29 protein-coding genes are annotated in these 25,091 nt (G+C 54.5%); 4 read left to right on the top strand and 25 right to left on the bottom strand.

The genetic code is table 11. The features are described 5' to 3' along the window. Positions 1-463 (bottom strand): helix-turn-helix domain-containing protein (locus ABD76_RS03845; RefSeq protein ID WP_197254405.1); only part of this gene is annotated, 463 nt, incomplete at its 3' end. 749 nt (positions 464-1,212) lie between these two features. Here ABD76_RS03845 and ABD76_RS03840 point away from each other — a divergent pair. Further along, positions 1,213-1,428: a helix-turn-helix domain-containing protein gene (locus tag ABD76_RS03840; protein WP_197254404.1), complete on the top strand. Its 216-nt coding sequence runs from the start codon at positions 1,213-1,215 to the stop codon at positions 1,426-1,428. A 35-nt stretch (positions 1,429-1,463) separates the two neighbouring features. On the opposite strand, the gene ABD76_RS03835 is transcribed toward ABD76_RS03840, so the two are convergent. The 4 genes from ABD76_RS03835 to ABD76_RS03820 form a co-directional block, all read right to left on the bottom strand. Then, the gene (locus tag ABD76_RS03835) at positions 1,464-2,135 is read right to left on the bottom strand and encodes a restriction endonuclease (protein ID WP_206765506.1); all 672 of its coding nucleotides are present in this window, start codon (positions 2,133-2,135) and stop codon (positions 1,464-1,466) included. Between the two features lie 110 nt (positions 2,136-2,245). Further along, complete coding sequence (locus ABD76_RS03830) at positions 2,246-3,382, bottom strand: glycoside hydrolase family 18 protein (protein WP_197254403.1); 1,137 nt, start codon at positions 3,380-3,382, stop codon at positions 2,246-2,248. A gap of 4 nt (positions 3,383-3,386) precedes the next feature. Continuing rightward, entirely contained in the window at positions 3,387-4,487 is a 1,101-nt protein-coding gene (locus ABD76_RS03825) for an acyltransferase (protein ID WP_197254402.1), read from the bottom strand. 18 nt (positions 4,488-4,505) lie between these two features. Next, on the bottom strand, positions 4,506-5,855 hold the full coding sequence (locus tag ABD76_RS03820; protein ID WP_197254401.1) for a glycosyltransferase family 2 protein: 1,350 nt from the start codon (positions 5,853-5,855) through the stop codon (positions 4,506-4,508). A 489-nt stretch (positions 5,856-6,344) separates the two neighbouring features. Here ABD76_RS03820 and ABD76_RS03815 point away from each other — a divergent pair, with 489 nt between their 5' ends. Continuing rightward, complete coding sequence (locus ABD76_RS03815; protein ID WP_197254400.1) at positions 6,345-7,073, top strand: glycosyltransferase family 2 protein; 729 nt, start codon at positions 6,345-6,347, stop codon at positions 7,071-7,073. A 99-nt stretch (positions 7,074-7,172) separates the two neighbouring features. On the opposite strand, the gene ABD76_RS03810 is transcribed toward ABD76_RS03815, so the two are convergent. The 13 genes from ABD76_RS03810 to ABD76_RS03750 all read right to left on the bottom strand — a co-directional run bounded on the left by ABD76_RS03810 (position 7,173) and on the right by ABD76_RS03750 (position 15,787). Further along, positions 7,173-7,922: a CoA-transferase subunit beta gene (locus ABD76_RS03810; protein WP_338125030.1), complete on the bottom strand. Its 750-nt coding sequence runs from the start codon at positions 7,920-7,922 to the stop codon at positions 7,173-7,175. Next, a complete protein-coding gene (locus ABD76_RS03805; RefSeq protein WP_197254399.1) occupies positions 7,919-8,755 on the bottom strand; it encodes a CoA transferase subunit A in 837 nt (278 codons plus the stop codon). Before ABD76_RS03805 ends, ABD76_RS03810 begins: the two co-directional genes overlap by 4 nt. Before the next feature lie 12 nt (positions 8,756-8,767). Then, entirely contained in the window at positions 8,768-10,099 is a 1,332-nt protein-coding gene (locus ABD76_RS03800) for a CoA-disulfide reductase (protein ID WP_197254397.1), read from the bottom strand. A gap of 240 nt (positions 10,100-10,339) precedes the next feature. Next, positions 10,340-10,618, bottom strand: coding sequence for a EutN/CcmL family microcompartment protein (locus tag ABD76_RS03795; protein WP_242069349.1), 279 nt, complete (start codon positions 10,616-10,618; stop codon positions 10,340-10,342). Positions 10,619-10,635: 17 nt separating this feature from the next. Beyond that, entirely contained in the window at positions 10,636-11,301 is a 666-nt protein-coding gene (gene pduL, locus ABD76_RS03790) for a phosphate propanoyltransferase (protein ID WP_197254396.1), read from the bottom strand. Further along, positions 11,285-11,509 carry a hypothetical protein gene (locus tag ABD76_RS03785; RefSeq protein WP_197254395.1) on the bottom strand — a complete coding sequence of 75 codons (225 nt, stop codon included), beginning with the start codon at positions 11,507-11,509 and terminating at the stop codon, positions 11,285-11,287. Before ABD76_RS03785 ends, pduL begins: the two co-directional genes overlap by 17 nt. Positions 11,510-11,541: 32 nt before the next feature. Next, positions 11,542-11,817, bottom strand: a complete 276-nt coding sequence (locus tag ABD76_RS03780; protein ID WP_087440596.1) for a BMC domain-containing protein — start codon at positions 11,815-11,817, stop codon at positions 11,542-11,544. 58 nt (positions 11,818-11,875) lie between these two features. Further along, positions 11,876-12,151 (bottom strand): BMC domain-containing protein, encoded by a 276-nt coding sequence (locus tag ABD76_RS03775; protein WP_087440595.1) that lies wholly within the window; start codon positions 12,149-12,151, stop codon positions 11,876-11,878. Between the two features lies 1 nt (position 12,152). Beyond that, complete coding sequence (locus tag ABD76_RS03770; protein WP_197254394.1) at positions 12,153-12,701, bottom strand: BMC domain-containing protein; 549 nt, start codon at positions 12,699-12,701, stop codon at positions 12,153-12,155. After that, positions 12,698-13,003, bottom strand: a complete 306-nt coding sequence (locus tag ABD76_RS03765; protein ID WP_197254393.1) for a BMC domain-containing protein — start codon at positions 13,001-13,003, stop codon at positions 12,698-12,700. The genes ABD76_RS03770 and ABD76_RS03765 overlap by 4 nt, the downstream gene beginning before the upstream one ends. Positions 13,004-13,079: 76 nt before the next feature. Further along, on the bottom strand, positions 13,080-13,412 hold the full coding sequence (locus ABD76_RS03760) for a BMC domain-containing protein (protein ID WP_242069348.1): 333 nt from the start codon (positions 13,410-13,412) through the stop codon (positions 13,080-13,082). A gap of 45 nt (positions 13,413-13,457) precedes the next feature. Next, positions 13,458-15,008, bottom strand: coding sequence for an aldehyde dehydrogenase (locus ABD76_RS03755; protein ID WP_197254392.1), 1,551 nt, complete (start codon positions 15,006-15,008; stop codon positions 13,458-13,460). Positions 15,009-15,022: 14 nt separating this feature from the next. Next, a complete protein-coding gene (locus ABD76_RS03750; protein ID WP_197254406.1) occupies positions 15,023-15,787 on the bottom strand; it encodes a class II aldolase/adducin family protein in 765 nt (254 codons plus the stop codon). 379 nt (positions 15,788-16,166) lie between these two features. On the opposite strand from ABD76_RS03750, the gene ABD76_RS03745 reads away from it, so the two are divergent. Continuing rightward, positions 16,167-16,928, top strand: a complete 762-nt coding sequence (locus ABD76_RS03745; RefSeq protein ID WP_197254391.1) for a DeoR/GlpR family DNA-binding transcription regulator — start codon at positions 16,167-16,169, stop codon at positions 16,926-16,928. 102 nt (positions 16,929-17,030) lie between these two features. Here the strand turns inward: ABD76_RS03745 and mtnA are convergent, their stop codons facing one another. The 7 genes from mtnA to ABD76_RS30130 form a co-directional block, all read right to left on the bottom strand. Next, complete coding sequence (gene mtnA / locus ABD76_RS03740) at positions 17,031-18,119, bottom strand: S-methyl-5-thioribose-1-phosphate isomerase (protein ID WP_197254389.1); 1,089 nt, start codon at positions 18,117-18,119, stop codon at positions 17,031-17,033. Between the two features lie 15 nt (positions 18,120-18,134). Then, positions 18,135-19,361, bottom strand: a complete 1,227-nt coding sequence (mtnK, locus tag ABD76_RS03735; RefSeq protein ID WP_197254387.1) for an S-methyl-5-thioribose kinase — start codon at positions 19,359-19,361, stop codon at positions 18,135-18,137. Positions 19,362-19,382: 21 nt separating this feature from the next. After that, positions 19,383-20,390 carry an ABC transporter permease gene (locus tag ABD76_RS03730; RefSeq protein ID WP_197254386.1) on the bottom strand — a complete coding sequence of 336 codons (1,008 nt, stop codon included), beginning with the start codon at positions 20,388-20,390 and terminating at the stop codon, positions 19,383-19,385. A 1-nt stretch (position 20,391) separates the two neighbouring features. Next, the gene (locus tag ABD76_RS03725) at positions 20,392-21,906 is read right to left on the bottom strand and encodes a sugar ABC transporter ATP-binding protein (protein WP_197254385.1); all 1,515 of its coding nucleotides are present in this window, start codon (positions 21,904-21,906) and stop codon (positions 20,392-20,394) included. Positions 21,907-22,004: 98 nt separating this feature from the next. After that, complete coding sequence (locus ABD76_RS03720) at positions 22,005-23,123, bottom strand: sugar ABC transporter substrate-binding protein (protein WP_197254384.1); 1,119 nt, start codon at positions 23,121-23,123, stop codon at positions 22,005-22,007. Between the two features lie 303 nt (positions 23,124-23,426). Next, entirely contained in the window at positions 23,427-24,392 is a 966-nt protein-coding gene (locus ABD76_RS03715) for a helix-turn-helix transcriptional regulator (RefSeq protein WP_197254383.1), read from the bottom strand. Between the two features lie 146 nt (positions 24,393-24,538). Further along, the gene (locus tag ABD76_RS30130) at positions 24,539-24,664 is read right to left on the bottom strand and encodes a hypothetical protein (RefSeq protein WP_275100759.1); all 126 of its coding nucleotides are present in this window, start codon (positions 24,662-24,664) and stop codon (positions 24,539-24,541) included. A gap of 96 nt (positions 24,665-24,760) precedes the next feature. Between ABD76_RS30130 and ABD76_RS03710 the strand changes: the two genes are divergently transcribed. Further along, a partial coding sequence (locus tag ABD76_RS03710) for a VOC family protein (RefSeq protein WP_197254382.1) occupies positions 24,761-25,091 on the top strand: 331 nt, incomplete at its 3' end.

Raw genomic sequence — 25,091 nt, 5'->3', positions numbered from 1 at the left:
TCGCGTTATCCACGTAGTGATGCAGGATCCGCCATAAGCGTGTATCGTGCTCTCCTACAAATCGACTGATTGCATTCATCGGCATATCCTTGGCTAGTGCAATAATGAGTGCATCAAAGTGCAAGGTAAAGTAATGCTTCGGTTTATCCAGTGCCCACGGCACTTTAACCCGGGTAATGGAATTGCACTTGCCGCAATTCGTGCGAGGATGTTCGGCATGGATGTAGCATGGATACTCAAAGAAGTTGAGATGACGCCACGTACGATCATGGGTCGCGATATCTCGAACCGGTTGATCAGGCTCCCCGCAATTTGAACATGGGAACAATGCTCGCTTACGAAATTTGACATACACATCAAGTTGCTTGGCTTCAAGGCTAAACTCTACACGATCAATGTACCATGGTTCGGGAATATGAAGCAGTTCCTCAAGTTGACCTTCATTTAAATTTGCTGCAAACATATGAAAACACCTGTCCTCTACTGGGTTCTTAATTCCAGTATCGACAAGTCATTGCATTTATAACGGCGAAGAAGCATTTTTATTGTCTTGACTCCGTCACTTTCAAGAGTTTCAGTAGTGATTGCTGTAATTCTCTTTCCAACAACATTGAAATTTTCATCAACTGCATTAGTCTGAAAGGTAATACTCATATTTATATAAATACCAGAATAAAGAAAATAAGTACAGGTAAAAAAATCCATTTTTTTGTTGATTAACTCGTCTGATGAAGTTTACTCGACCTGTCAGTCAACTAGATAAACACTAAGGTAATGAGAAGTCTACCTCCATACAGGTTGGGTTTATACCTTGCTGTGTCCAACCCATCTGCCCGTAAAGTGGTAGGTTAAAGTTAGACAGAGACAAGCATAATGTCTTTCCATGTCGATTTATGATGCAAAACATAAAAAACTCAACAGTCTAGTGACCGTTGAGCACATTGATTATGTAAACACTTTACTCTGTTATTCATCCGCGTGTAAGTCCTGCTCTGATCTTTGGTGAAAAATCATCATCTTCTCCCCGTCCTGAACCCCCTTAGCATAAAGCCAGCCCTTTTGAAGAGATGCGATCTGTTCGTGTAAAGCTAACCATTCACGGTGCAATTTTTTCTTTCCCGCATTATCCAATTGATCTATGAATAGGTCAAAACTTATTATATGGTACGTTGATGCGTATAGTCAAATCATGTAAGTTTGGAGGACACAGAAATGGGCAAAAAAGTGGTAGTAAAAATTGCTGATCTAACCACAAAACACGGAATTTCTCTGCGGGAATTGTCCCGCTTAGCAGATGTCCGCCATGCTGCGCTAAGTGAACTGTCCAATGGCAAACGCGCAAACATCAATTTCGCACATATCGAAAAAATCGCCGACGCGCTGGGCATCGACGATATTCGGGAGATTATTGATCTCCGTTCTTATTAACTTTTCATGGGTCTCTGAATACGATTCGTGCTTCCTTACATTGGTTTAGTATTTCTGCACTTGGGAAAGCTGCTGCATCCATAAAATTGTCCGCGCGGCCCTTTGCGTACGACCAACAAGCCCCCGCATCTGTTACAAATATGTTGATGTCGAGTTGCATCCATTAAGATCTGTTCTGGTTGCGGCACAGCCTCGGGATTCATGGCAAGAATCATACCAATAAGGGCCTGACGGTCAATAAGGCGTACACCATTGCTCCGGGCCAGCGTCATTGCCGCATCGGTATACTCTCTATTCGAAATAACCCATGCCTCGGAAGCTCCATAATAATTCATAGAGCTATGTACTTGTTGTACCGCCTCTATACCTACATTTTTATTATGACGCTTCGCTTGAACAACAATGGCTTTACCGTCTTTTTCGAGAACGAGATCGGCGCCATAATCCCCGGCTGCTCTTGTTACTTTGACGGAATACCCTTGAGATTGGAACAAAAGATCGAGATAGTGCTCAAATTGTATCCCATCCATTCGATCGATATCTTCGATTCCCGACAGCTTTAACCTTTTCCTCTTCCGCTCACTTTGAACGAGGAGAACGGCCAAGATGATACCGATGGTAATGAGCCCCGCTACAACAGCGAATTTCAGAGAATGGGTAAGGTAATAGGATAACGCAGTTGCGCCAATACCGAAGAATCCAAACAAAGCCTTGATTAACTCTTCTTTTTCTTTTGCCCTGCTTTTTTTGAATTCAATATCGTTCCATATAGTCCATCATTTTGTAACCAACATAAACCCATCATTCATAATCCCGATCACCTATTCAACTTCTCCCCCAAAAACTTCACAATCCCGTCCTCCGCGTCCCGCGAGTATTCCCAGACCATCGCACCGCCCAGATCTTTGGCTTTGATGTATTTCACCTTTTCCGCCAGGGCCTCCTTGTCCTCATAGGTGATGAAGGTGTTGCCGTTATAAAGGTAGGCTGTCTTGGCCTGATCGTCGTAGTAGCGCTTATAGCCGTTTTTGTTCAAGTAGGATTTCTCGATCGTTTTGTAGCTGAGATCCGTTTTGTCGATATCGATCGGCTTGCCGGGAGCGAAGGCGCCATCGGTCTTGCTCTTGACGTCCTTCCAGCCGTAGGAATAGGCAGGGACGCCGAGCAGCAGCTTCTTGCTGTCAATCTCATGGTCCAGGTACATCGTGATGACTTGATCGATGCTGTGCTTGGCTTTCTTCTCGCGATCCGGATACAGATTGGAGTTGTACCCGGTCGTGTCCGACCATCTGCCAGTGAAGTCGTAGGTCATGACGTTGATGTAATCGACGTATTTTTCGACTTGTTTGACCTCGACATTTTGGAAATACCAGTCCTGGGTGCCCGAAGCGAAGGTGAGCAGATACTTCTTGTTCTTGGGATGCGGCAGCCGATACAGCTTCTCCCGCAGTTCCTTCATTAAACTCGTAAAATTTTGCGTATCCTCGGGGCGCGCCTTCTGCGTATTCCAAGCGTGGAACGCCGGATATTCCCAGTCGATATCGACGCCGTCCAATTCCAGCTCCTTCACCATGTTGATGATGCTCTCGGTGAACAGATAGCGGTTGTCGTCCAGGGAAGCGTCAGAGAAGCCATCCGCGCCATAGCCGCCCACCGCCAAGACCATTTTGGTCTTCGGATTATGTTCTTTCAGCTTTTTAATGTTTTCTTTAATCTGTTCATTGGTCGCCTCGTCTTCATGAAAATAAATATTGGTGCCATCGATTTTGGCAAAGGCGATAAACGCAATATCCACATTTTTTTCCGACAGGTTGATATTGTTGTAATCTTTCCACGCTTCCACATAGACTGCGGTAACTTTGCGATCCACCGCGCTCGAGATTTGATAGAAATACAGGCCCATGCCGGCCAGCAGCACGACGATAAAGCATTTCGTCCACAGGTTTACTTTCATCGCTCTACCCTCTTCCGCCGAATAATACGTAGGTAACCAGTTTATTGAGATTGAGCACCTTGACGGTGATATAGCTGATGCTGAATATGGCTGCTATATTGACGAGCAGACTGATCGTCGCCTCCAGCACCGACGCCTGCACTTCCGTTCGGCCGGACACCAGCATTTCAATGAGCAGATGGATTAAATAGATGCTGAAGCTCGCCTTGGAAACCGAACTGATTAATTTCTGGATTTTATGATTCGCTTTTTCGCTGATCCGCTCTTCTTTTTCCTTGAAGTAAATAAACATGCCGGCCGCCATGAAGAAAGTGGTGATGGAATAGTTGCCGTAGAACATCTCATCCAGCACGCCGTTCCGCAGCGAGACGAAATACGTCGCGACCGGAGTGAGGAAGAAGGAGACGATGCCGAGATTGAACACGATATTTTTCGCCCGCGGCGGCAGATCGTAATGAAAGAGATAATATCCCAAAATAAAATAGCCCAGAAACCCCATGAAAAAAGGGATATTCATGCTCGGAATATTGATATATTGATCCGTGGCGCGAAAGACGGCATCGGAGATAAAGCGATACGCGATGCTGACAATGAACCACAGCAGCAGATAATAGCGGAGATCCCGTTCGCTGCATGTTTTGATTAATTTGCTGATTAAGGGAACGGTCATGTAAATCGCGATAATGGCGTACAAGAACCACAAATGCACATAGGTTCTGTCCGTCAGCAGCCGATAGCCGAAGTCCAGCACGAACTCGTAGGCCGTCATCTTGCTTTGTAAAATATAGTATTGGTTGTACAAGCCATAAATGAGCGACCAGCTCACAAGCGGAATGAGCAAGGGCACGACTCTTTTTTTATAGAACTCCGGATATGATCGGATCTCGGTTCTCAGAATCATCGCCCCGCTAATCATGAAGAACACCGGAACGGCAAAGCGAGAGATCGAATTAAACAGATTGCTGATCCACCACGAGGCGGTATTGAAATCATTCGAGTTGGTCAACAATTCCGCGGTAAAATGCAAAATAATAACGGCGAGAATAGACAGAATTCGCAATATATCCACATATAAAATCCGTTTCGTGTGAAAAACGCTGCTCATGCGTGCTCCTCCATTCCATTAATTTGAACCGGCAGCGATGTTCTGGCTGATCGCGGCGACGCCTTTGCGCTCGACGAAGCCCCAGCCTTCATCATTGTCAAAATATTTGAACGTCCCGGCAATATTAATGTAGAGCAGCAAATTCCGGTAAGTAAGCAATTCGTATTGGCTGAACAAGAACATTTTCACATAGTCTTTGAACGAATAAGTGCTCCCGAATTTTTTGCATAAGTATAAGGAGATCATGATCTGGGCCGCATTGAACACCAGGCTGATCAGCAGAAAAATAAGCGCATGAATGATATTTCCGCCTGCGATAAGAGCCTGGGCCACATAAAATAGCGTCGTAAACGCCGAGAAGGTGCCCAGCATAAAGCCGTCGATCGCAAAAAACAGGCTTACGCCAGAGGAAAATTTTTGCGACAGCTTCGACCAGTAGATTAAGATGCAGTCGACAAACGCTTTTTGCCAGCGAATGCGCTGCTTGTAGAAGTTGGGCAGGTTCTCCGGGCATTCGGTATAGCAGACCGCTTCCGGCGCGTACACCAGCTTTTTCTTCAACTGCTTCGCCTTCAAATACTCATGAATTTTCAACGTAATGTCGATGTCTTCCCCCACCGTGCTGCGGAATCCGTTCACCTGAATTAATATATCTTTGTAAAAAGCGCCGAATGCGCCTGAGATGACCACAATGGAATTAAAGACGGATTGCGTTAATTTGCGGACGTAGAAGCCGTGAATATAATTGATGATTTGGCTCTTAACAAGCCCTCTGCCTCGGAATCTCTCCACGATGACGCCGTTCCGCTTCTCTGCGCCTTGGACAATTTTGACCGTGCCGCCCAGCGCAATCACATCGTCCTGATGAAAATATTGATTGACATATTTCAACGCGTTCGCTTCCAGCATACTGTCCGCATCCAACGTAATGACGATCTCCGAAGCGGCGCAATCGATGCCCGCATTGAGCGAGTCCGCCTTGCCGCCGTTCAGCTTGTCGATGACAAAGATTCGGGGATACCGCCGGGAACGGTAACATCCCTTGATCGGTTTATAAGCCAGCTTATGACCCGCTTCCCGGTCATCCGGCTCCAATTCGAGCAGCTCGTCCAGCCTGGCGAAGGTGGCGTCCTTGGAACCGTCGTTGATGACGATGATTTCATAATTGTCATAATGCAGGCCCGTCATGGCATCTATGCAATTCTTGATCGTAAGCTCCTCGTTATAGGCGGGCACGAGCACCGAAATCGACTTTTCCGCAAGATCGGGATTCAGCTTTTTCACCTTGCTGCACAGCAATGGAATGATCGTATACAGAAGTTGAAACACCAGAAACGTAATAGCTGTTCCATAAAAAATGTACTGCATGGCACTCACTCCTTTTTCTCTCTAACATTGAGCTGATTTCTGGGTGCAATGCTCGTTTTTTGAGGTCAGGGCCAAGCTTCCTTGACGCCGATCTCAACAAACGGGAACAACTCCTCTCGCCTCCTTATTTACAGATTACGCCATTTCTACTAATCAACCTATCCTAATTGGCATGCAAAAGTAAAACCGCATGAAGAACCAAGAAAACGAATACATTGCGGCTTTTCAAATTCAGACTTTGGTTTGGGTCATTTTACCTCTAGATGTAATATTAATGTAAATGTTAAATATTTTTGTTCCTTGCCACAATTGATGGGATAAATTCCTCTTAAGGAGGGGGAAATTTCTTGAATCGGGAGCCAAATGGAATAAGCCTATTTTCATATTCGGCTCCGATTCCTTCTCAAAGCCACAAGCGGATTGGTTCGTGGCCGCATTGTATGTAGAAAAGCTCGGCTGAACCGGCAAGCTCGGCAGGGAGGGAGATACGTGAAGTTTAAGTTTATTGTCGGCATTTTCTACGTCAATCGGCTGGACTTGCTGTACCGGGCGGTAGGCAGCATCCGGCACTACTGGCCGCACACGGTCGTCATCGACAATTCGCCGGGGCAGGAGCTGATCCGCGCTCCCGGCTTGTTTTCGAGGGTCACGGTCTATGTCCCGCCCGTTCCCTTGTCGCACAGCCAGTCGCAGAACTTGCTGCAATATTGGGGGGCAGAACAGAAGTGCGATGCCGTATTATATATGCACAGCGACGCGGAAGCGCATGAGGGGACACCCGACGCCTTTTTGGCTATTTTGAACCGTTGGCTTCAAGCAGGACACAAATGGGGCATCGCGTTTACCAATCTCGATACGCTGGCGGCATTCCGGATGGAGGCCGTGAAGGCCGCGGGACCGTGGGACACGGAGCTGCCGATGTATTTCTCGGATCAGGACTGGTACCGCAGAGTGCTTCTCTCCGGCTACGAGATCGCCCATACCGGCCTGGGAGTGACCCATCATAATGACGGGGCCTCAACGGTGAAGTCCGATCCATATTTGACGCTGCTCCATCAGGTGACATTTCCGCTGTACCATAGCTACTATCAACGGAAGTGGGGCGGACCGCTGGGGCAAGAAACCTATATCCTGCCCTTCGGCCAATATCCGGTGAACCCGGTCCCGGACTATTTGCGCGATATCGGAGGAGAACCGGGGGATCATCATACGGTCTGACCGGCACAAATAACCCGCAATTCCGGCCTCTCCTTTAGGAAAAGCTTGGCTTGCGGGTTGTCTTCATCATGGCGAATTGCGAGTTACGACACAGGAACCTCAAAATTCGCTTGAGCGGTAATCGAACGGATCGATCTGCTTCAATACGCTTAGTTCTCTGGCTGTCGGCAGCAGAGTGAAGCGAAGCTCATCGTATTTGACCTCGAACCCGGTGTTCTGCACGACTTCCTCGAGGGAGGAGGTCGGATGAATGCTGTCGAGCATCAGCATCCCGTCCTTCATCGCGAACACGCATAGCGGGGTGACGATCCGCCATACATTGCCCCGTGTCGTCACGAAGTCGACCTTGTCGACGAAGGTGCGCCGATCATGCTTCGTCCGCCATATAATCGCCTTCTTCGCGGTCGGGATAAGCACGGCGCTCCCGGCTCCGCCAGGCAAGCGGACCTTCGGGTTATGGTAATCCCCGATGACGGAGGCGTTCACATTGCCCCGGGCATCGAACTGCACGCCGCCGAGAAAAGCGACATCCAGCCCGCCGCGCATCGACAGGTCGAAGACCTGATCCAGCGGAAAATACGCTTCCGCGCTGGCCAGCAAATCCGCCCCTGCGGAGGAGTACGATGCCTTCTTGATGGAGGAAGGGTTGACGCCCCCCGGTATGTTCAGATGGACCAGATTGGGCGCATGAAGCTGCCGGGCCAGCATCATGGCGACCATCGGCATCTGCGATGACACCCCGTGAAATACCGTCTCCCCGTCCTGCAGCATGCGGGCCATCGCACAGACCATGATGTCGCTGACCCGTGTTTGCTTCGCGGCCGCTTGCGCTTGATTCGACTGATTCACCACTGGCCACCTGCCTTTATCCCGCTTCGATCCTTGCTGTCATACGCCTGCACATACGCCTCGATCTCTGCCGCCGCCTTCATCTTCACGAACCGCTCCAGCATTTTGAAGTCCGGATCATAGCTCTTGTCGCAGGAGCATGGCGCCGCGCCGCGCGGAGCGTGAACGACGGCCTCGACGAGGAAGTGAGGAATATCGACGCTGTCGGGGCGCATCCGCATCTTGCTCTTCGGCACGATCTTCTCGGCCGTCAGGATGACCCGCTTGGCGGCCCGGCTCATGAGCACATCCTCGAACTTCGGGCCGAGAATGACGGCGTTGCCGTCCTCGTCGCACTCCTGCACATGCAGCACGGCCACGTCAGGCACGATCGAGCGGACCACCGTGACAGGCTCATCTCCGAACGGATTCGGGATGACCTCGAAATAATCGTTGGCGGCGATCAGATCCCCCGCCTTCAATCCGGCCACCGGCATGAACGGAGCGCCCGCGGCCGCCGCGCGCAAGGCGCAGATGACCGTATAGCACGCATGCTCGCGCCCCTGCACCTCGCCTCGTTCCACCGCTTTGCGGTAATGCATCGCCAGGCCGTATTCGGTCTCGTAGCTGACGAAGCCCGCATCGACCGACTGCACGCAGCCGGCCGCGCACAGGAGATCGATATCATGCGCCCCCGCCGTCTTCACCAGCCGCAGCCGGCGCTTCCGCTGTCTCACCAGTTCCCGCACCATCGCCATCGGCGCGCGGTGAAGCACATTGCCGCCGAGAGCGAGGATGTCGCCGTCGCGCACCAGCGCGGCAGCTTCCTGGAGGGAGATTATTTTTCGACTCATTCGGTCCACCACCTATTTGATAGCATTGCATGCGATATGAACGGCATCCCAGACGCCGGCGAACGGCGGCGCGTAACAGAGATCGACCATGCCCATCTCCGCCGCCGTCATGCGGTTATGAATCGCGACCGCCAAAATGTCGATGCGGAGCACGACCCCTTTCTCCCCGATGCCCTGCGCGCCCAGCAGAACGCCTGATTTTTTCTCATAGATGAGCTTCAAATGAATCGGCGTCGGGTCGGGATAATACTTCGGATGATCGGCGGCGCTGACCCATACCGTTCCATAATCGATGGCCAGCCGCTTCGCGTCCTCTTCCGACATGCCGGTGCGGCCAAGCTCGAGGCCCAGCACTTTGATCGCGGCGCTGCCCAGCGTGCCGATGAATTTCTCATGCTTGCCCAGCAGATTCAAGCCGGTAATCCGCCCGCACTTGTTCGCCGTCGTACCGAGCGGAATATACGTGTTCTCCTCCATGACGCGGCTGTATACTTCGGCGCAGTCCCCCGCCGCATAGATGTCCTCCACGCTTGTTCTCATCTCGCGATCGATAATAATGGCGCCGTTGCGGGCCAATCTTATGCCCGTCCCCTTCACGAAGCCGGTCGCCGGCTTGATTCCCGCCGACAAGATAACCATATCCGCCGGATAGGCGCCCTTGTCCGTGCGAATGCCGGTCACCCGCTCCGTTCCATCAATCGCCTCGACCTTCTCCCCGGTGTTCAGGCTGACGCCTTTGTCCGCCAATTCCCGGGAAGCGATGTCGGTAATCTCCGGGTCGAATGTTTTCAGGATGCGATCGCCCAGCTCGACGACCCGGACGCGCTTGCCGAGCTCGACCATCGCCTCGGCCACCTCGATGCCGATATAGCCGCCGCCTACGATGACCACATCCCGCACGTCCAGCGAAGCGACCTTCTCCTTCAGCGCGATGCCGTCTTCCAGCGTCTTCAGCAGATGTACTCCCGGCAAATCCTTGCCCGGCAGGGGCGGCACGATCGGAACGGTCCCGGTCGCGATCATCAGCTTGTCGTAGTGGTCGAGGAACACCTTGTTCTTGTCCAGATCCTTCACCATAATCCGCTTCGATTCGGGAACAATCTTCAGGACTTCATGCCGCAGGCGGGTCTGAATGCCCGCTTGCTCGAACTGCTCGCGGGTGCGCGCGATCATTTTCCGGTAATCGTCGTTGGCGCCCGACACGTAGTATGGCAAGCCGCAGGCGCCGTAAGACAGGAAGCTCCCCTTCTCGTATACGACGACCTCCGCCTCCGGAGAGGTCCGCTTCACCTTGGAAGCGGCGGACATGCCGGCCGCGACTCCGCCGATAATGATGATTTTCATAGGATCAGCCTCCTCCTTGCTGAATGGCGATAATGCGCGCTTCGGCACGCTGCAGCGCCTCATCGGCGCTTCTCACCCCTTGGAACGCCGCGCCAATTTCCTCGTACATCACGCCCAGCATATCGCCCGCCGCATCGCAGGCAGCGGCCGCGCTTGCCGCAGCATACGCAGATGCGCATCATACCAGAAATGCTTGTCCCTGCCGCCATCCTTCAACGGTTCATTCATCGGAATTCCTCCTCACTCGGCAGGCGGGGCCGCGGCGGGAAGCGCCGGTTCGCTGTCGATGATGCCGACGACAAGCGCGTCGATCGGCGCCGGCTTCGTCAGCGCCTGTTGAATATTGCTGCCTTCCGCCACCAGCACAAGCTGATCGAGACCGGCTCCGATGGTGTCGGCGGCGACGATATACGCCTTCGGCTCGGTATAGCATAATTCAATGAGGAGAAGCTTGTAGCCCTGAAGCCCGTCATATTTGCGGGAGGAAATCATGTTGCCCACCACTTTGCCCATCTTCATCGCCATAAGCCTCGCTTTCACCGCAATATTTCTAACGCATCTCCCTGCTTGATGCCGAAGGCATTGGAATCATCCGTATCGATATGCATTTCCAGCGCGTAGTCCTCCCGCACCTTGATCGATACATGATCCATAATGCCGCCTTTGTCGCCCGGCACCTTCACCTGCACCTTCTGCCCATGCCGCACGCCATAGGCGCGGGCATCGGCAGGCGTCATATGAATATGGCGCTCGGCGATGATGCATCCTCGCGCCAGCGTCACGGCACCGTGCGGACCGACGAGCTGCACGCCCGGAGAATCTTCGATCCGGCCCGACTCGCGAACGGGCGGTTGAACGCCCAGCCTGCGCGCTTCGCTGGCCGCAATCTCCACCTGCGTATGCTTGCGGAACGGCCCGAGAATGCGGACGTTCTCCATCGTTCCCTTCGGGCCGACAACCGTGACTTTCTCGTTCGCCGCGAACTGGCCGGGCTGAGAAATATCCTTGAACTTGGTCAGCGGCTTGCCCGGGCCGAACAGCAGCTCCATATCGGCTTGCGACAGATGCACATGACGGGCAGAGACGCCGACAGGCACGAAGCGGAGCGGCTCCCGGGCAGGAGCCAAGCCGCAGCGTTCCAGTTCTTCCATCACCAATTGCGTAATATATTCCGTCAGTTCCTTATTAACCTGTTCTGTCATCTTTATCACCGCCATGATGGCTTGGCAGGCAGGATGCAGGCTCTTGGCAGACGCGGGATGACTGCTCAACCGCGAATTGGCCTGCGCTCTGCGCGCTTCCGCTCCGGCTTCCCGCATCGCATCGGCCGGGTTCGATTGCCGCCGCCAAGCCGCTTGTCTCGCCCCATTCCTGAGGATTCCTTCCTGCCCAGCCTTCTTCTTGCAGCATGAATGGATTGTCCCAATGACCGGTTATCCCGCTTATTTCAGGGAAGGAAGAATTTTTAGCACATCGCTGTGCGGACGAGGAATCACATGCGCCGCCACCAGCTCGCCCAACCGCTGCACGGCTTCGGCCCCCACCTCGGTCGCGGCCTTGACCGCGCCGACATCGCCGCGAACGATGACCGTCACCAGTCCGGATCCGATTTTCTCCGTGCCCACAATCTCCACATTCGCCGCCTTCAGCATCGCATCCGCCGCCTCGATCGCCGCCGTCAAGCCTCTCGTCTCGATAATTCCCAATGATTCGTTCATTTGGATAGCCTCCTTGTGGATATGAAAATGAAGTTCATTGATGCCGGTCTTGCCCGGCTTACTTCCCTGCGGCAATCAGCTTCGCCACATCGCCATGCGGACGCGGGATGACATGAACGGCAACCAATTCGCCCACGCGCTGCGCCGCCTCGGCACCGACCTCCGCAGCGGCCTTGACCGCGCCGACATCGCCTTGAACCATAACCGACACGAGTCCGGAACCGATTTTCTCCGTTCCCGCAATCTCCACATTCGCCGCCTTCAGCATCGCGTCCGCCGCTTCTATCGCCGCTGTCAAGCCTCTTGTCTCCACAATCGCCAATGCTTGGTTCATCTCATTGTTCCTCCTTCATCTTGTTCTTCTCTGCCGCAGCTGGCCGGGAACTTTTCCGCGTTGACGGGGTCTTCGTTCCGGCTGGGGCACCCGTCCCAGCGTCCGCATCGGCAGCCGGACCCGTATTCGCCTTCGCTTCGCTGACAGCCGGATCCGAAGACGATGCCTTGCCTGCGTCTAAGGCCGTTTCCGCTGCTGCCTTGCCTGCATCCCATGCCGCAGCTACCCCCGATCCCGCAGACCCGGCACGCTCTTCTTCCCCCGCCTGCCTAGGCATAACGAACTTCATTATCTCCGCATGAGGCTTCAGGATGACCGCCGCATGGGCGAGCGGATTGACCGCTTTGCCGGCACATACCGCCTTGGCCGCCTCCACCGCCGCCTTCACGTTGGCGACATCGCCGCCGATGATGATCGTCACCAGCCTGCCGCCCAAGGCCTTCTCGCTGGCGAGCCATTCCACCTGGGCCGCCTTGCTCATCGCATCGGTCATCTCCAGCGCCGTCGCGAAATAGCGGGCCTCGATTACGCCAATCGCATCGTACGTCATTCCCAGGTTCCCTCCGTTCCATTGCGAGGCAGCAGCTCGGCGAGCCCGTCATCCGGATTGTTGATGACATGGACGGCGACAAGCTCCCCCGTATTCTGCGCTTCCAGCGCCCCAATCTCGAGTGCGGCCTGAACGGAATCCAGCTTGCCCTGAATGAGTACCGTCACGATGCCCGCTCCTGATTTCTCAATGCTTACTACGGTAATATAAGCGCATTTCATCATCATGTCCGCCGCGCGGATAGCCGGGGTGATGCCTATCGTTTCTATCATGCCAAGAGATTGCTTCCCTTCTCGCTTCATGCCGCCCCCTCCCCTTCATGCCGGGAAGCCCGGCCCGTTCCTGCCCATTGCCGGACATGGTCCGCCGGCTTCCCGTCTATCTCACCGCTACTTTGCCCTGCTTCAGCAAGGAGGCGATGCCGGGGCTGCCTGACGTAATGCACTTCGTAATCACTTGATCCTCGCGCAAATACGTCAAGGCCTCTTCCCGCGCCGCCGCGAGCGCCGTCTGCACATGACTGACCGTGCCGCTGAACTTGACCTGAACCATCAGCGGGATCGACGTCTCCATGTTCTCCGGCGGGTTATTCGCGTCAATTCCTAGAATATGCACGTCAGCCGCCTTGCAGGCTTTGTCCATCACCGCCAGGGCCACGCTGTAGCCTTGAACCTCCACGAATCCCAATGCTTTGCCGTCTGCCATCGTCATCTACCTCTCTTGCCCGGAATTATCCCCGAAGTCAGATGTTCAGGTTCAGCGCTCCGCAAGAACGCTTCGCATCTTCCGCGTGAACGTGCGGGCCGATGTCAGGCCTTCCCCCGTCGGCCCGGCGATCGTCATCGTCGTGAAGCCTTCTCCGCCGGAACCGACACCCGCGAGCGACGAGGCGTTCTTGACGAAGATCGTCGTGCCGATCGCGCGCTCGAAGGCGGCGAGATTTGCCACATTCGTGGAATGCATCAATGCCGTATGCCGATTGCCGTGCTCCGCCAGGACGGCCAGGCGAATCGCCTCCTCCAGATCGCTCACGCGCACGATCGGCAGTATTGGCATCATCTGCTCCAACTGCACGAACGGATGGTCGAAGTCGACCTCGCAGATAAGCAGCTTGACCTCCTTGCCGGGAACGACGCCGATCTTCTCCAAAAACAAAGCCGCATCCTTCCCAATCCACTCCTTCGCGGTGCGGTACTCGCGCTTCGCGTCCAGCGAGCAGCCGCTGGCCGTCCCGCTCTCGTTCGCTTCCAGCGCGAAGCTCATCACCTGTTCGAGCTCGCGGTCGTCCAGCCGGTATGCGCCGTGATTCAGCATGTGGAACAGCAGATCGTCCGCCACCTTGTCCACGACGAACACCTCCTTCTCCGCAATACAGAGAATGTTGTTCTCGAAGGAAGCGCCCGCGATAATTTCTTTGGCGGCCCGCTCGATGTCAGCGGTGTCATCCACAACGACGGGAGGATTGCCCGCCCCCGCGCCGATCGCTTTCTTGCCCGAGCGCAGCAGCGCTCTCACCAATCCGGGGCCGCCTGTTCCTACGAGCAGGTGCACCTTCGGCGATTGCGCAATCGCGTCCAGCGTGTCCTTGGTCGGTTCCTTCACCATCGTGACCAGGTTTGCCGGCCCGCCCGCCTCTTGCACCGCCCGGTTGATCATTTGCACCGCGTAGGCGCAGCAGGCCTTGGAGGACGGATGCACATTGAAGACGACCGCATTCCCTGCCGCCAGCATCCCGATCGCGTTGTTGATGACCGTCTCCACCGGATTCGTCACCGGCGTCACGGCGCCGATGACGCCGAACGGGCCTTCCTTCAGCAGCGTAAGTCCGTCATCGCCTGTAAACGCTTTCGAAATCAAGTCTTCGGTGCCGGGCGTCTTGGTCGCGGTCAGCTCCAGCTTCGCGATTTTGTCCTCATAGCGGCCGAGCTTCGTCTCCTTCCAGGTCATGCTCGCCAACACGTCCTTCTGCTCGAGCGTCGCGCGGCGAATGGCGGCGATGAACCGCTCCCGATCCTGCAGATTGAACTGCCGGACATAGGCCGCCTGCGCCTCGGAAGCCGCATCAATGGCTGCTTCCGCCTCGGCGAAGACGCCCCGTTCGCCGTCCTTCTCCGCAGGAGAAGCACTCGCCGCCTCTGATTCCGGCTGCGCCAGCCCCGCGTCCGCCTGCCGGAGATCCTCCTGGCGGAGATCCGCGTGCTTGGCTGCCCTCTGCCCGGCCCGTACGCCCGGCAAGCTCTGCTCGATATTTTTCAGCACGCCTTGAATAATGCTCTGGATATCCGATTCCGATAGCTTGATGCCCACTTCGTTCACCCCTTCTATTGAAGCTTCTGAAGCACTTGTTCCGTAACTCTGGCGACAATCTGACTGATGATTTCTTCCTTGTCGGCTTCGCTCATCGTCTGCGCTTCCGCGCGGCTCGGCTTCGCGGCCCCCTCCGGCTTGCAGGTTGGCGTCCCTCCGCTGTGAATGCCCATCTTCTTGCGAATCTCGGTAAGGTCGGACACTTGACGGCAATTCAATTCATTCGCCTGCTCGATGATTTTGCCGGAGTACATCAGCATCAGCGCGTAATGCTCCAGCGACTCCAGGCGATAATAGGCTTCGATGATGTCCTTGCCCCAGGTCAACGCGCCGTGATTGGCCAAGAGCACCGCATTGTAATCCTTGCAGAACGGAGCGATCGAGTCCGGCACCTCCTGCGTCCCCGGCGTCGCATACGGCGCGACCGGGACCGTTCCCAGAATGACGACCGCCTCCGGGGATACGGCCTGATCGAGATCGATGCCGGCGATCGCGAACGAGGTCGCCACCGGCGGATGCGCATGCGTGACCGCGCGCACGTCCGGATTCTCCGCATAGACCCGCAAGTGCATCTTAATCTCGGAAGACGGCTTCCGGCTTCCGGCCAGCACCTTCCCGTCCAAGTCCAGCTTGACGAGCATGTCGGGGGTCATGAACCCTTTGCTTACTCCTGTCGGCGTGGCCCAGATCGTGTTGGGACCGGTCTTTATCGTAATGTTCCCGTCGTTGGCAGCCACGAAATTTTTGAGGTACATTCTTCGGCCGATTTCACAGATCATTTTCTTCGCTTCAAAATCAGAATAGTAGGGTGTTGCTTGGGTTAGCACGATGTCACCTCCTGTAGATTCCCTGAAAGCGCATGCCTGAATGAGGTTTGTTCAAAAAGTCCGCTTTTGAACACATCCTTTATGTCATTCATTTTCCTACTTCATACGTTGTTTGTCAATATTTTATTTTGACTATTGTTGTTTTATGTTTGTTTTCTGTCCGCAAAATTCATCATTATTCTACTTTTTAGTCTATATTCAACCTGAATCAAGTCCTTATTGGCACATAAACGATAACCACCCCATAAAATACAGTACTTTTATCAGGAGGAAAGTATGTTATACTTAATGGAAAACAATAAAATGTCTGTTTTTAGGAGCGAATAGATACATGTTACCAGTAGCCAGAAAAGCCAAGATCAAAGAAATCATTATGGAGCAGAAGAGCGTGACCGTCGCCGCGCTTACCTCCCTGTTCAACGTGACGGAAGAAACGATCCGCCGCGACTTGAAGCAGTTGGAGGACGAGGGCGTTCTGATACGCACGTACGGGGGAGCTTATGTTCCGGACGGGGTGCAGAATGACGTGAATGTCAACCTGCGGGAGCATATCCACGTCGACGGCAAGAAGCGCATGGCCGAGCGGTGCGCCGGATTCATCGCCAACGGCGACTCCATCTTTTTGGATGCGTCGACGACGTCGCTCTATATTGCGCAGCAGTTGGAGAATAAGCGCATCACGGTCGTCACCAATTCCCTCAAAATCGCCAACGCTCTCGTCGATAACAGCAACGTCCATCTCGTCATGATTGGCGGAGGCATCTCTTCCAGTTCCATGTCCGCGCTCGGACGGAACGCCGAGCTGAACATGAACAGCTATTTCTTCGACCTGGCCTTCATCTCTTGCCGCTCCGTCAGCATGCAGCACGGCATCACCGATTCGAACGAGCAGCAGGCGGAGGTCCGCCGGCTCGCGGTCGAGCGCGCGAACAAGGTCTATCTCGTCGCAGACTTCACGAAGTTCGACCGCACCTCCTTCGCCAGCATTTGTCCGCTTGATCGCATCCATACGCTCATCACCGACAAGACGCTGGGAGAGGATTGGCACGAGTTTCTCGATTCACGCAATATCTCGCTGCATGAATGTGTCTGAGGAAGCCCAGGCGGCGATGCGGCCGAATCCGTCAGAAGCCAACGCAAAGAAACAACGCAAAGAAGCCAGACTCATAGGAGCCTGGCTTTTCATATGCTCTGCTTAATTGCCCGATGCTTGCTTCGCGAACATGGCGGGCAGACTGTCGGCGAACGGCGGGTATGCGATGCCGTGCTGCGTAATGATCGCCGTAATATGCTCGTGATCCGTCACATCGAAGCACGGGTTATAGACTTTGACCCCTGCCGGCGCCATCGGCTTTTCATACCATTTGCTCGTAATCTCTTCATCCGGACGCAGCTCGATATGAATATCGTCCCCTGTCGCGCACTGCAGATCGACCGTGGACAACGGCGCGCACACATAGAACGGAATGCCGTAATGCTTCGCCAGAATCGCCACCGCCGACGTGCCGATCTTATTGGCGGTATCCCCGTTGGCAGCCACCCGGTCGCAGCCGACCAGGATGGCTTGAATCTTGCCTTCCTTCATCACGATGGAGGACATGTTGTCGCAGATGAGCGTGACATCGATGCCCGCTTCCTGAAGCTCCCAGGCCGTCAGCCGCGCGCCCTGCAGCAGCGGTCTCGTCTCGTCGGCATACACCTTGAAGCCGTATCCCCGCTCCTCTCCCAAATAGATGGGCGCCAGCGCCGTGCCGTATTTGGCCGTCGCAATCGCCCCCGCGTTGCAGTGCGTCAGGATGCCCCAGCCCGGCTCCAGCAGCGACAAGGCGTGGCGGCCGATCTGCTCGCAGACTTGCTCGTCCTCGGCCCGGATCGCTTCCGCCTCCTGCCGCAGCGCTTCCTTGATCTCGGCGATGCTTCCGCCCTGCTCCCGCCGGAAGCGCGCCTCCATCCGATCGAGCGCCCAGAACAGGTTGACCGCCGTCGGACGGGAGGAAGCCAGATAGTCCTTGACCCGCTTGAAATCCTCGGCCAGCGCTTCCTTCGTCGCGGCTACCGAAGCCTTGACGCCCAGATACAGGCCGTATCCCGCCGCAATGCCGATCGCCGGCGCGCCGCGCACCTTCAGATGATAGATCGCGTCCCAAATATCCTTCAATTCCTTCAGCTTGAGAAATACCTTCTCGTTCGGCAGCACCGTCTGGTCCAGAATGACCAGCGTATCGTTCGCGTCATCCAACGTTACCGATTGAATCATTGTCGCTGTCAAGCCGTTGTCTCCCATCGTCCCATGACCTCCTTATCTGCTATACACTTCGCCAGCGGCCGTAATGACCTTCATGAAATCCGTCCCGTTCTTCATCAGATGGCGCTCCATAATGAACCGCTTGCCCATGACGATGCACATCTTCTCCGCCCGTGCCCGCGCGTTCGCGTCCGCAATCGACGTCATGTCCTTGACATGCGCGAGGCCGAGCGTCCGCCGGCACAGCTCCAGCCCGGCGACCCCTGCCGCATCCCGCAAAATCGTCTCCAGATAATACTGATCGAAGCCTTTGTAAGAAGCGCATGGATCCGTCGCGAATTCCTTCCACGCCGCCAAAAATTTCGCTTTGAACAAATCAACCATATCTTGAATCGTTGACAGGAGCCAGTCTTTTTGCCGCTCCTTCTCCGCGCCGTCCTCCATGACGCTGTCCGCATGGACATAGGCGAAGATCAAGTTGGCGACGACATTGCCCACATCGTAGCCGGCCGGGCCGTAGAAGGCGAATTCCGGGTCGATCACCTTGGTCGAATCCGGCTTCACGAAGATGGAGCCCGTATGCAGATCGCCGTGAATCAGCGACTGGGCATTGGTCATGAATTCGAACTTCAGCTTCGCCGTCTCCAGGAGCAGCGCTTCGTCCTCCCACAAGTATTCCTTCACGAACGGGAGCAGCGGCGGGAACACATCATTGCGCGGGCAATCGAAGAACGGCTCGGTATAGACGAGATCCTCGGTTATCTCGCACAGATCCGGGTTGATGAACTCCTTCACCCGCTCCTTCTTTTCTTTATGATTCATGACGACATCCGATGTCAGCAGCAGCGTATTGACCATGAAGGTCGAGATATGCTCGGCGAACAGCGGGAACTGCTTATGCTTCAGCAGGGCGGCGCGAAGGATCTCATGATCGGACAAGTCCTCCATGACGCAGCAGTTCATGACCGGATCATACTTGTATACTTGCGGCACCAGTCCCGGAGCCAGTTCATGCTCGATGCGCAAAATATCGCTCTCGATCCGGTTGCGGTCCGGCGACACCTTGAACTCATCCGAGATGCGGGCGACCGGCCCCGCCTGCTTGATGATGAGCGAGCGCCCCGTCTTCTCGTCCACGACCCGGAACACATAGTTGAGATTGCCGTCGCCGATTTCCTTGCAGGACAGTTCGGCATCCCGATCGAAGTAATCAAGCTGGCTGAGGGCGTATTGAATCACATCGGTTTCGGTCATCGTGAAATACGTCTTGAATTCGCTCATTTCGATCTCCTCCTGCACCCGTTATTTCTGTTTGTAATAGGTTAAAGCCAGAGCAAAAGCGAGCACCGTTCCTTTCACGATGTCCATCGCGTAGTAAGGAACCGACATCATGACCAGACCGTTCTGCAAAATGCCGATGAGCACCGCGCCGACGAAGGTGCCGAACGCGTTCGGTCTGCCGGCGCCCGCGACGGAGAACCCGATGTAGGCCGCTGCCACCGCGTCCATCAGATAGGGAGCGCCCGCATTGACTTCCGCCGTCATGACGCGGGAAGCCAGCATAATGCCGCCGATGGCCGCAAATCCGGCAGACAACACATAGGCGAGCACGCGATATTTATTGACGGGAATGCCCGACAGCTTGGCGGCCTCCATATTGCCGCCGATGACATACATGTACCGGCCGTGCTTCGTATAGTTCAGGAAAATATGGACGAGGACCACGACGACAAGCATAATGATGATAATCCACGGCACCTGGCCGATTTTCGAGAAGAAGGCGCTGATCTGACCCGTGGCGAACGTGCCGTCCGGCATGACCATGTTCTGCGATACGGTCGCCCCACGCGTATACGTGAGCGCCACCCCCTGAATGATGAACATCATCGCCAGCGTCATGAGCATGTCCTGAATTTTCATTTTGACGATCATAAACGCGTTCAGCACGCCCGCTACAAGACAGACCGCGATCGCCGTAATAATGCCGACGAACGCATTCTGCGAGTGCCAGACGAACATGGAGATGACGACGGCGTTGGCCAGGGACGCCACGGAACCGACCGACAGGTCGAAGCCGCCCACCGAGAGCGAAATCGTAATCCCGATCGCAATGACGGTGACGATGGAGATCGAGCGCAAGATGTTGATGATATTCGTAGGCATCAGGAAGCTATCGGACATGATTCCGAACACGACAATCAGGATAAGAATCGTTACAATCGTTCCGTATTTATATAGAAAATCAAAGAAATCGAAAGATTTGGCCGCCTTCACTTGACGCTGCTGCCCTGTCCCTGTGCTCAAACTCATGCTACTTTCCTCCCGTCGAGTAGAACAATAATTCTTCTTCATTGGTTGCGCTCGTCTGAAGCTCCTTCACGATCTCGCCATCATAGAGCACGTAGACGCGGTCCGTGATGCCGATAATCTCCGACAGCTCGCAGGAGGCATAGATGATGCTCTTCCCCTGCTGCGCAAGCTGCGAAATGAGCTTGAAGATGTCCTTTTTCGCTCCGACGTCGACGCCTTTGGTCGGTTCATCGAAAATGTACACTTCCGCCTCGGTCGTCAGCCATTTCCCGATCGCCACTTTTTGTTGATTTCCGCCCGACAAGTTTTTCACCTTCGCCAGCTCGTTCGGCGTCTTGATGCCCAGATCCTGAATCAGTCTCTGCGCCTCCTTCTTCTCCTTGCCGAACTGCAGGAACGTCTTGTACGCGCAGAACTTCGCCAGGTTGGCAACCGACAGATTATTGACCACCGATTCCAGCACGAGAATGCCTTCCTTGCGCCGCTCCTCCGGCACGAGGGCGATTCCCTGCTTCACGGCCTCATTGCAATTTCGAATGGAAAGCTTCCGCTTCTGCAGCACACGCTCGCCTGCCGCAATGCGGGACGCGCCGAACAGGGCCTTGCACAGCTCCGTTTTGCCGGCGCCCACCAGTCCGGCGAGGCCGATGATTTCCCCTTTTCGCACATAGAAATCGATATTTTTCAGCTTGTCGCCATCCGTCAGGCCCTTTACTTCAAAATTGGTATCTCCGATTTCGATTGGAAGCTTCGGAAATTGATCGTCCATTTTTTTGCCGAGCATCCGCTCCACAATTTCATTCGGATTCGTGTCCGCAATCCGCTTCTTGATGACGAATTGCCCATCCCGCATCACCGTAATGTCGTCGCAGATGTCGAACAGCTCCGGCAGACGGTGCGAGATGAAGATGACCCCGACATTGTTCTTTTTCAAATCCCGCACGATGCGGAACAGCTCTTCCGTCTCCGCATGGCTGAGCGGCGCGGTCGGCTCGTCCAAAATGAGAAAGCGGCATTCCTTCGTTATCGCCCGCGCGATCAGAACCATCTGCTTCTCGGCCAGCGTCAGCTCGCTTACCAGCTTCTTCGTCGGCACCTTCACATTCATCCGTTCGAGAGTCGCCTTCGCGCCGCTGTGTATCCGCTTCCAGTTGATCCACTGCTTTTTCCCCATGTCGTTGACCGTATCATCCAGCATGATGTTCTCGCCGACCGTCAAATAAGGAATCAGCGCCGTATCCACTTCCTGATATACAATCTGGATGCCCAAGTCCTTCGCATCCTTCGGCGAACGAATCTGCACCGCTTGGCCGCCGATTGAAATATCGCCCGTGTAATGGTTGTAGGCTCCCGACAACACCTTCATCAACGTCGACTTGCCCGCCCCGTTCGCGCCGATCAGAGCATGGGAGGTTCCGGTCTCGGTTGTAAAATCCACGTTGTCCAGCGCCTTCACCCCGGGGAACTCGATGGAAATCCGCTTCATATCCAGGCGAATCGCTTGCTGTCCAATCATCTCTCCACCTCCTGTACGGAATCGGGAGGCAAGCGCCGTCCATCCGGCGTTGGCCGCTTCCGCGCTTCCCTCCGCCCCCTTCTTATTCCGTCCCCTACTTATTTGGATGAATACGCTTTCTTAAGCGCTTGCATCCAGTCCTCCTCGAAGTCCGTGCTTACGCCCCAATCCGGGATGATCTTGCTGAGGCTCTCCATATTCACTTTTTCCCCGGAGGAATTCAATTGCTCTTGCGTAATCATTGTCGGCTTGAGGTCGAAGGTTTGCGGCGTGTCTTCGCCCGCGATCTTCTTCGCGACCAGGCGCATATTGACGGCGCCGATCACCTTCGGATCGACGGCGGCCGTGGCAACCCATGGGCTGTTCTCTTCCTGCATCAGCTGCAAATCGGCGTTTGACACGTCAATGCCGTAAATCTTGATTTCGTCCCGCCCGGCTTCCTTCACGGCCCGCGCCGCGCCGATGGCGAACGCGTCCCATGTGGCGAAGATGGCGTCAATCTTGCCTTTGCCATGCTTGGTCAGCATCGCCGATACGGCATTCTGCGTCTGCACCGACGTATCGGATGCCGCGACGCCGAAGCGCTCGATCTCCTTAATGCCGGCATTCGCCTTCAAAAAGTCTTGGTATACGCCGTTGCGGCTTACCATCGGCGGGAATCCGTCCACCCATAAATAAACGATGTTACCGCTTCCATTTAACTGCTTATTCATGCTGTCCAACGCCAACCGGGCCAACTGCTTGTCGTCCTGCGATGTCAACGTCACGCCTTCAATTTGGGCCAAGTCCGGATTGGAGTCGAATGTGACGACCGGAATCCCCTTCTCCGTCAATTTCTTGACATCATCCACCGTAGCCGCATCATCCCCATGCGAGATAATAACCCCGTCATAGTTCTTTTCCAGGGCCTGGGCTATCGCGTCATGGAATTTGGCCGTGTCGCCGTTCGCGGAGTACGTGTCCACCGTAAATCCCATCGATTCGCCCTCTTGCTTGGCGCCTGCCAGAAATTGCGCCGTATGATCGTCGCCTCCGATTTTGCGGATAACCATCACTTTCACGTCTTTGCTGGCAATAGGCTGAGGAAGATTTTCGATTTTGCTCTTGTCCACATTCGGCTTGCCTTGGGCGGAATCTCCCCCGGCCGAACAGCCTGCCAATACAAGCGATACGGCCATTACTGCGGCGACAAATCGGGTCATCACTTTGAACTTCATCTCCTGCACCCCTTTTAAGGTAATCAAAAGCCCTTCAGGTCCTATGCAAAAAGCCATACAACCTGTTGTTGTCTTAAATACTACCACCTTCATACCTATATCGCAACGAAAATTTATTGTTTTATATTGTTTTGTGTTGATTATTACATTATTTTTTTGTTTATTCCTTGTCACTTGCAAAGGTAAAGTCAAGATTTTTGGCTTTATTTACTTTAAAACCAACATTTTGCCTCTGTCCAAAACAAACTCCATACAAAAAGACGAATATGGGGTTTCGCCCATATTCGTCCATTACTTGATGCGCTAAGCCTGGCTGGTACCGTACCGGCCGCGAAGCCGATCCAACTTGTCTATGATTAAGTTCGCCAACTCGGGAGGCTCCTTCACGAAGGCGTCCGTCCCCAAACTGAATATCCGATCCGCATAGTATTCGAGTTCGCCCTCGCCAATGCGGGTGTCGATGGTGCCCGTCCCGTCCTCGTGCCGCGTGATGGCTTTATCGAGCCAAGGATCGGCCTCGCATTTCCTCACTCCCAAGCGGGTCAATTCCACCCGCAGCGGCACATGATGCTGGCGCACAGGCGGCAGGAACCATTGCTCAAGCGTGATCAACTTCTTAATCTGCCTCCGCATCTCTGGCTCCAATGGCTCCCGCGGTTTCAGCGATCTGACATAGTCCGCGCGGAACAAGCGGTAGGCTTCCCTCCGGAAGCAATAGGCCGGGCAGTACCAATAGCCGTTATGCGCATATAAGCCAAGCGGCACGATATCCCGTTCATTCTCTCCTTGCGCCGAATCGTAGCGGATCGTAAGCGCTTGGCGCTCGACAGCCGCTTCCAATAATGGCTGCAATAACGGAGCCTCCTGCTCTCTCTGCGGCACCCAGAACTGAATGCAATCCTTCAGACGGTCGATGGTCCGCTTCGCGTTCGGGGGCAGAACACTGTAGAGCTTGGACAGCGCCGAGACGGCTTCCTCCCCGAACGGTATCGACGCGTAGTTATGCAGCGACTGATAGGCGAAGAACATCGCCACCGCCTCATTTTCCGTGAACGTCAGCGGAGGCAGCAGCTTCTCCTTCAGGAGCCGGTAACCGCCCTTAGGCCCGAATTCGGCATACAGCGGCACCCCCAGCTCCTCCAGGTCGCGCAGATCTCGTTGGATGGTGCGCAGCGACACACCGCATGCCTCAGCCAATTCGCGGGCCGTAAACTGCTGTTTTTTGTTGATGAGCATCACTAATTCGATAAGCCGTTTCGCTTTTTGCATACGCCGTTGCCTCGCTCCTCTTCCATTACGCGTGAACGCCGCGTTCTGTATCCATTGTCAACGTACCCGTGTTCTTCCGTTCCGCATTCATCGTCAACAAACCCGTGTTCTGCTGTTCTGCCTTCATCGTCGTTAACATATCCTACCTAGTCCTGCTGTCCGCACTCATCATCCACATACCCGAACTCTGCTATTATGCACTCATCGTCAACATACCCGAGTTCTGCTATTACGCGCTCATCGTCAACATCATTCTGCTGTTCTGCAACCATAGCACAACTTCTTTTCTATCTACGACAAATGATGACGTATATAGATGGTACAGTAGACACAAGCACGGCACAACAACTGCTAGGAGGAATAACACTATGTTCAAAAGACTGGAATGCGTCGCTCTGTACACCGCAAACATCGAGACCTCGATCGAGTTCTACCAATCGCTCGGCTTGACGGAGCATTGGCGCATCGAGCGGCCCCTCGGCGACGGCGGAACATGGACCTTGGCCGGAATGAAGTTCCCGGACGAAAAGAGCTCCGAGCTCGTCCTGCAAAATCATCCCGATTTCCAGGTGGCCGACATTGAAATCTACGTGGAAGACGTGCGAGAAACTTATGAAGCGCTGGCCGCCAGAACGGATATCAACTGGATTCGCCAACCATTTCCGACGGAATCAGGCCATGTGGCCGTCATGGAAGCGC

It is taken from the genome of Paenibacillus dendritiformis, assembly GCF_015845845.1.
Classification (GTDB): Bacteria; Bacillota; Bacilli; order Paenibacillales; family Paenibacillaceae; genus Paenibacillus_B; species Paenibacillus_B dendritiformis_C.
Note: the sequence above shows the minus strand (reverse complement) of the source record. Positions and strands in the feature narration are given on the sequence as shown.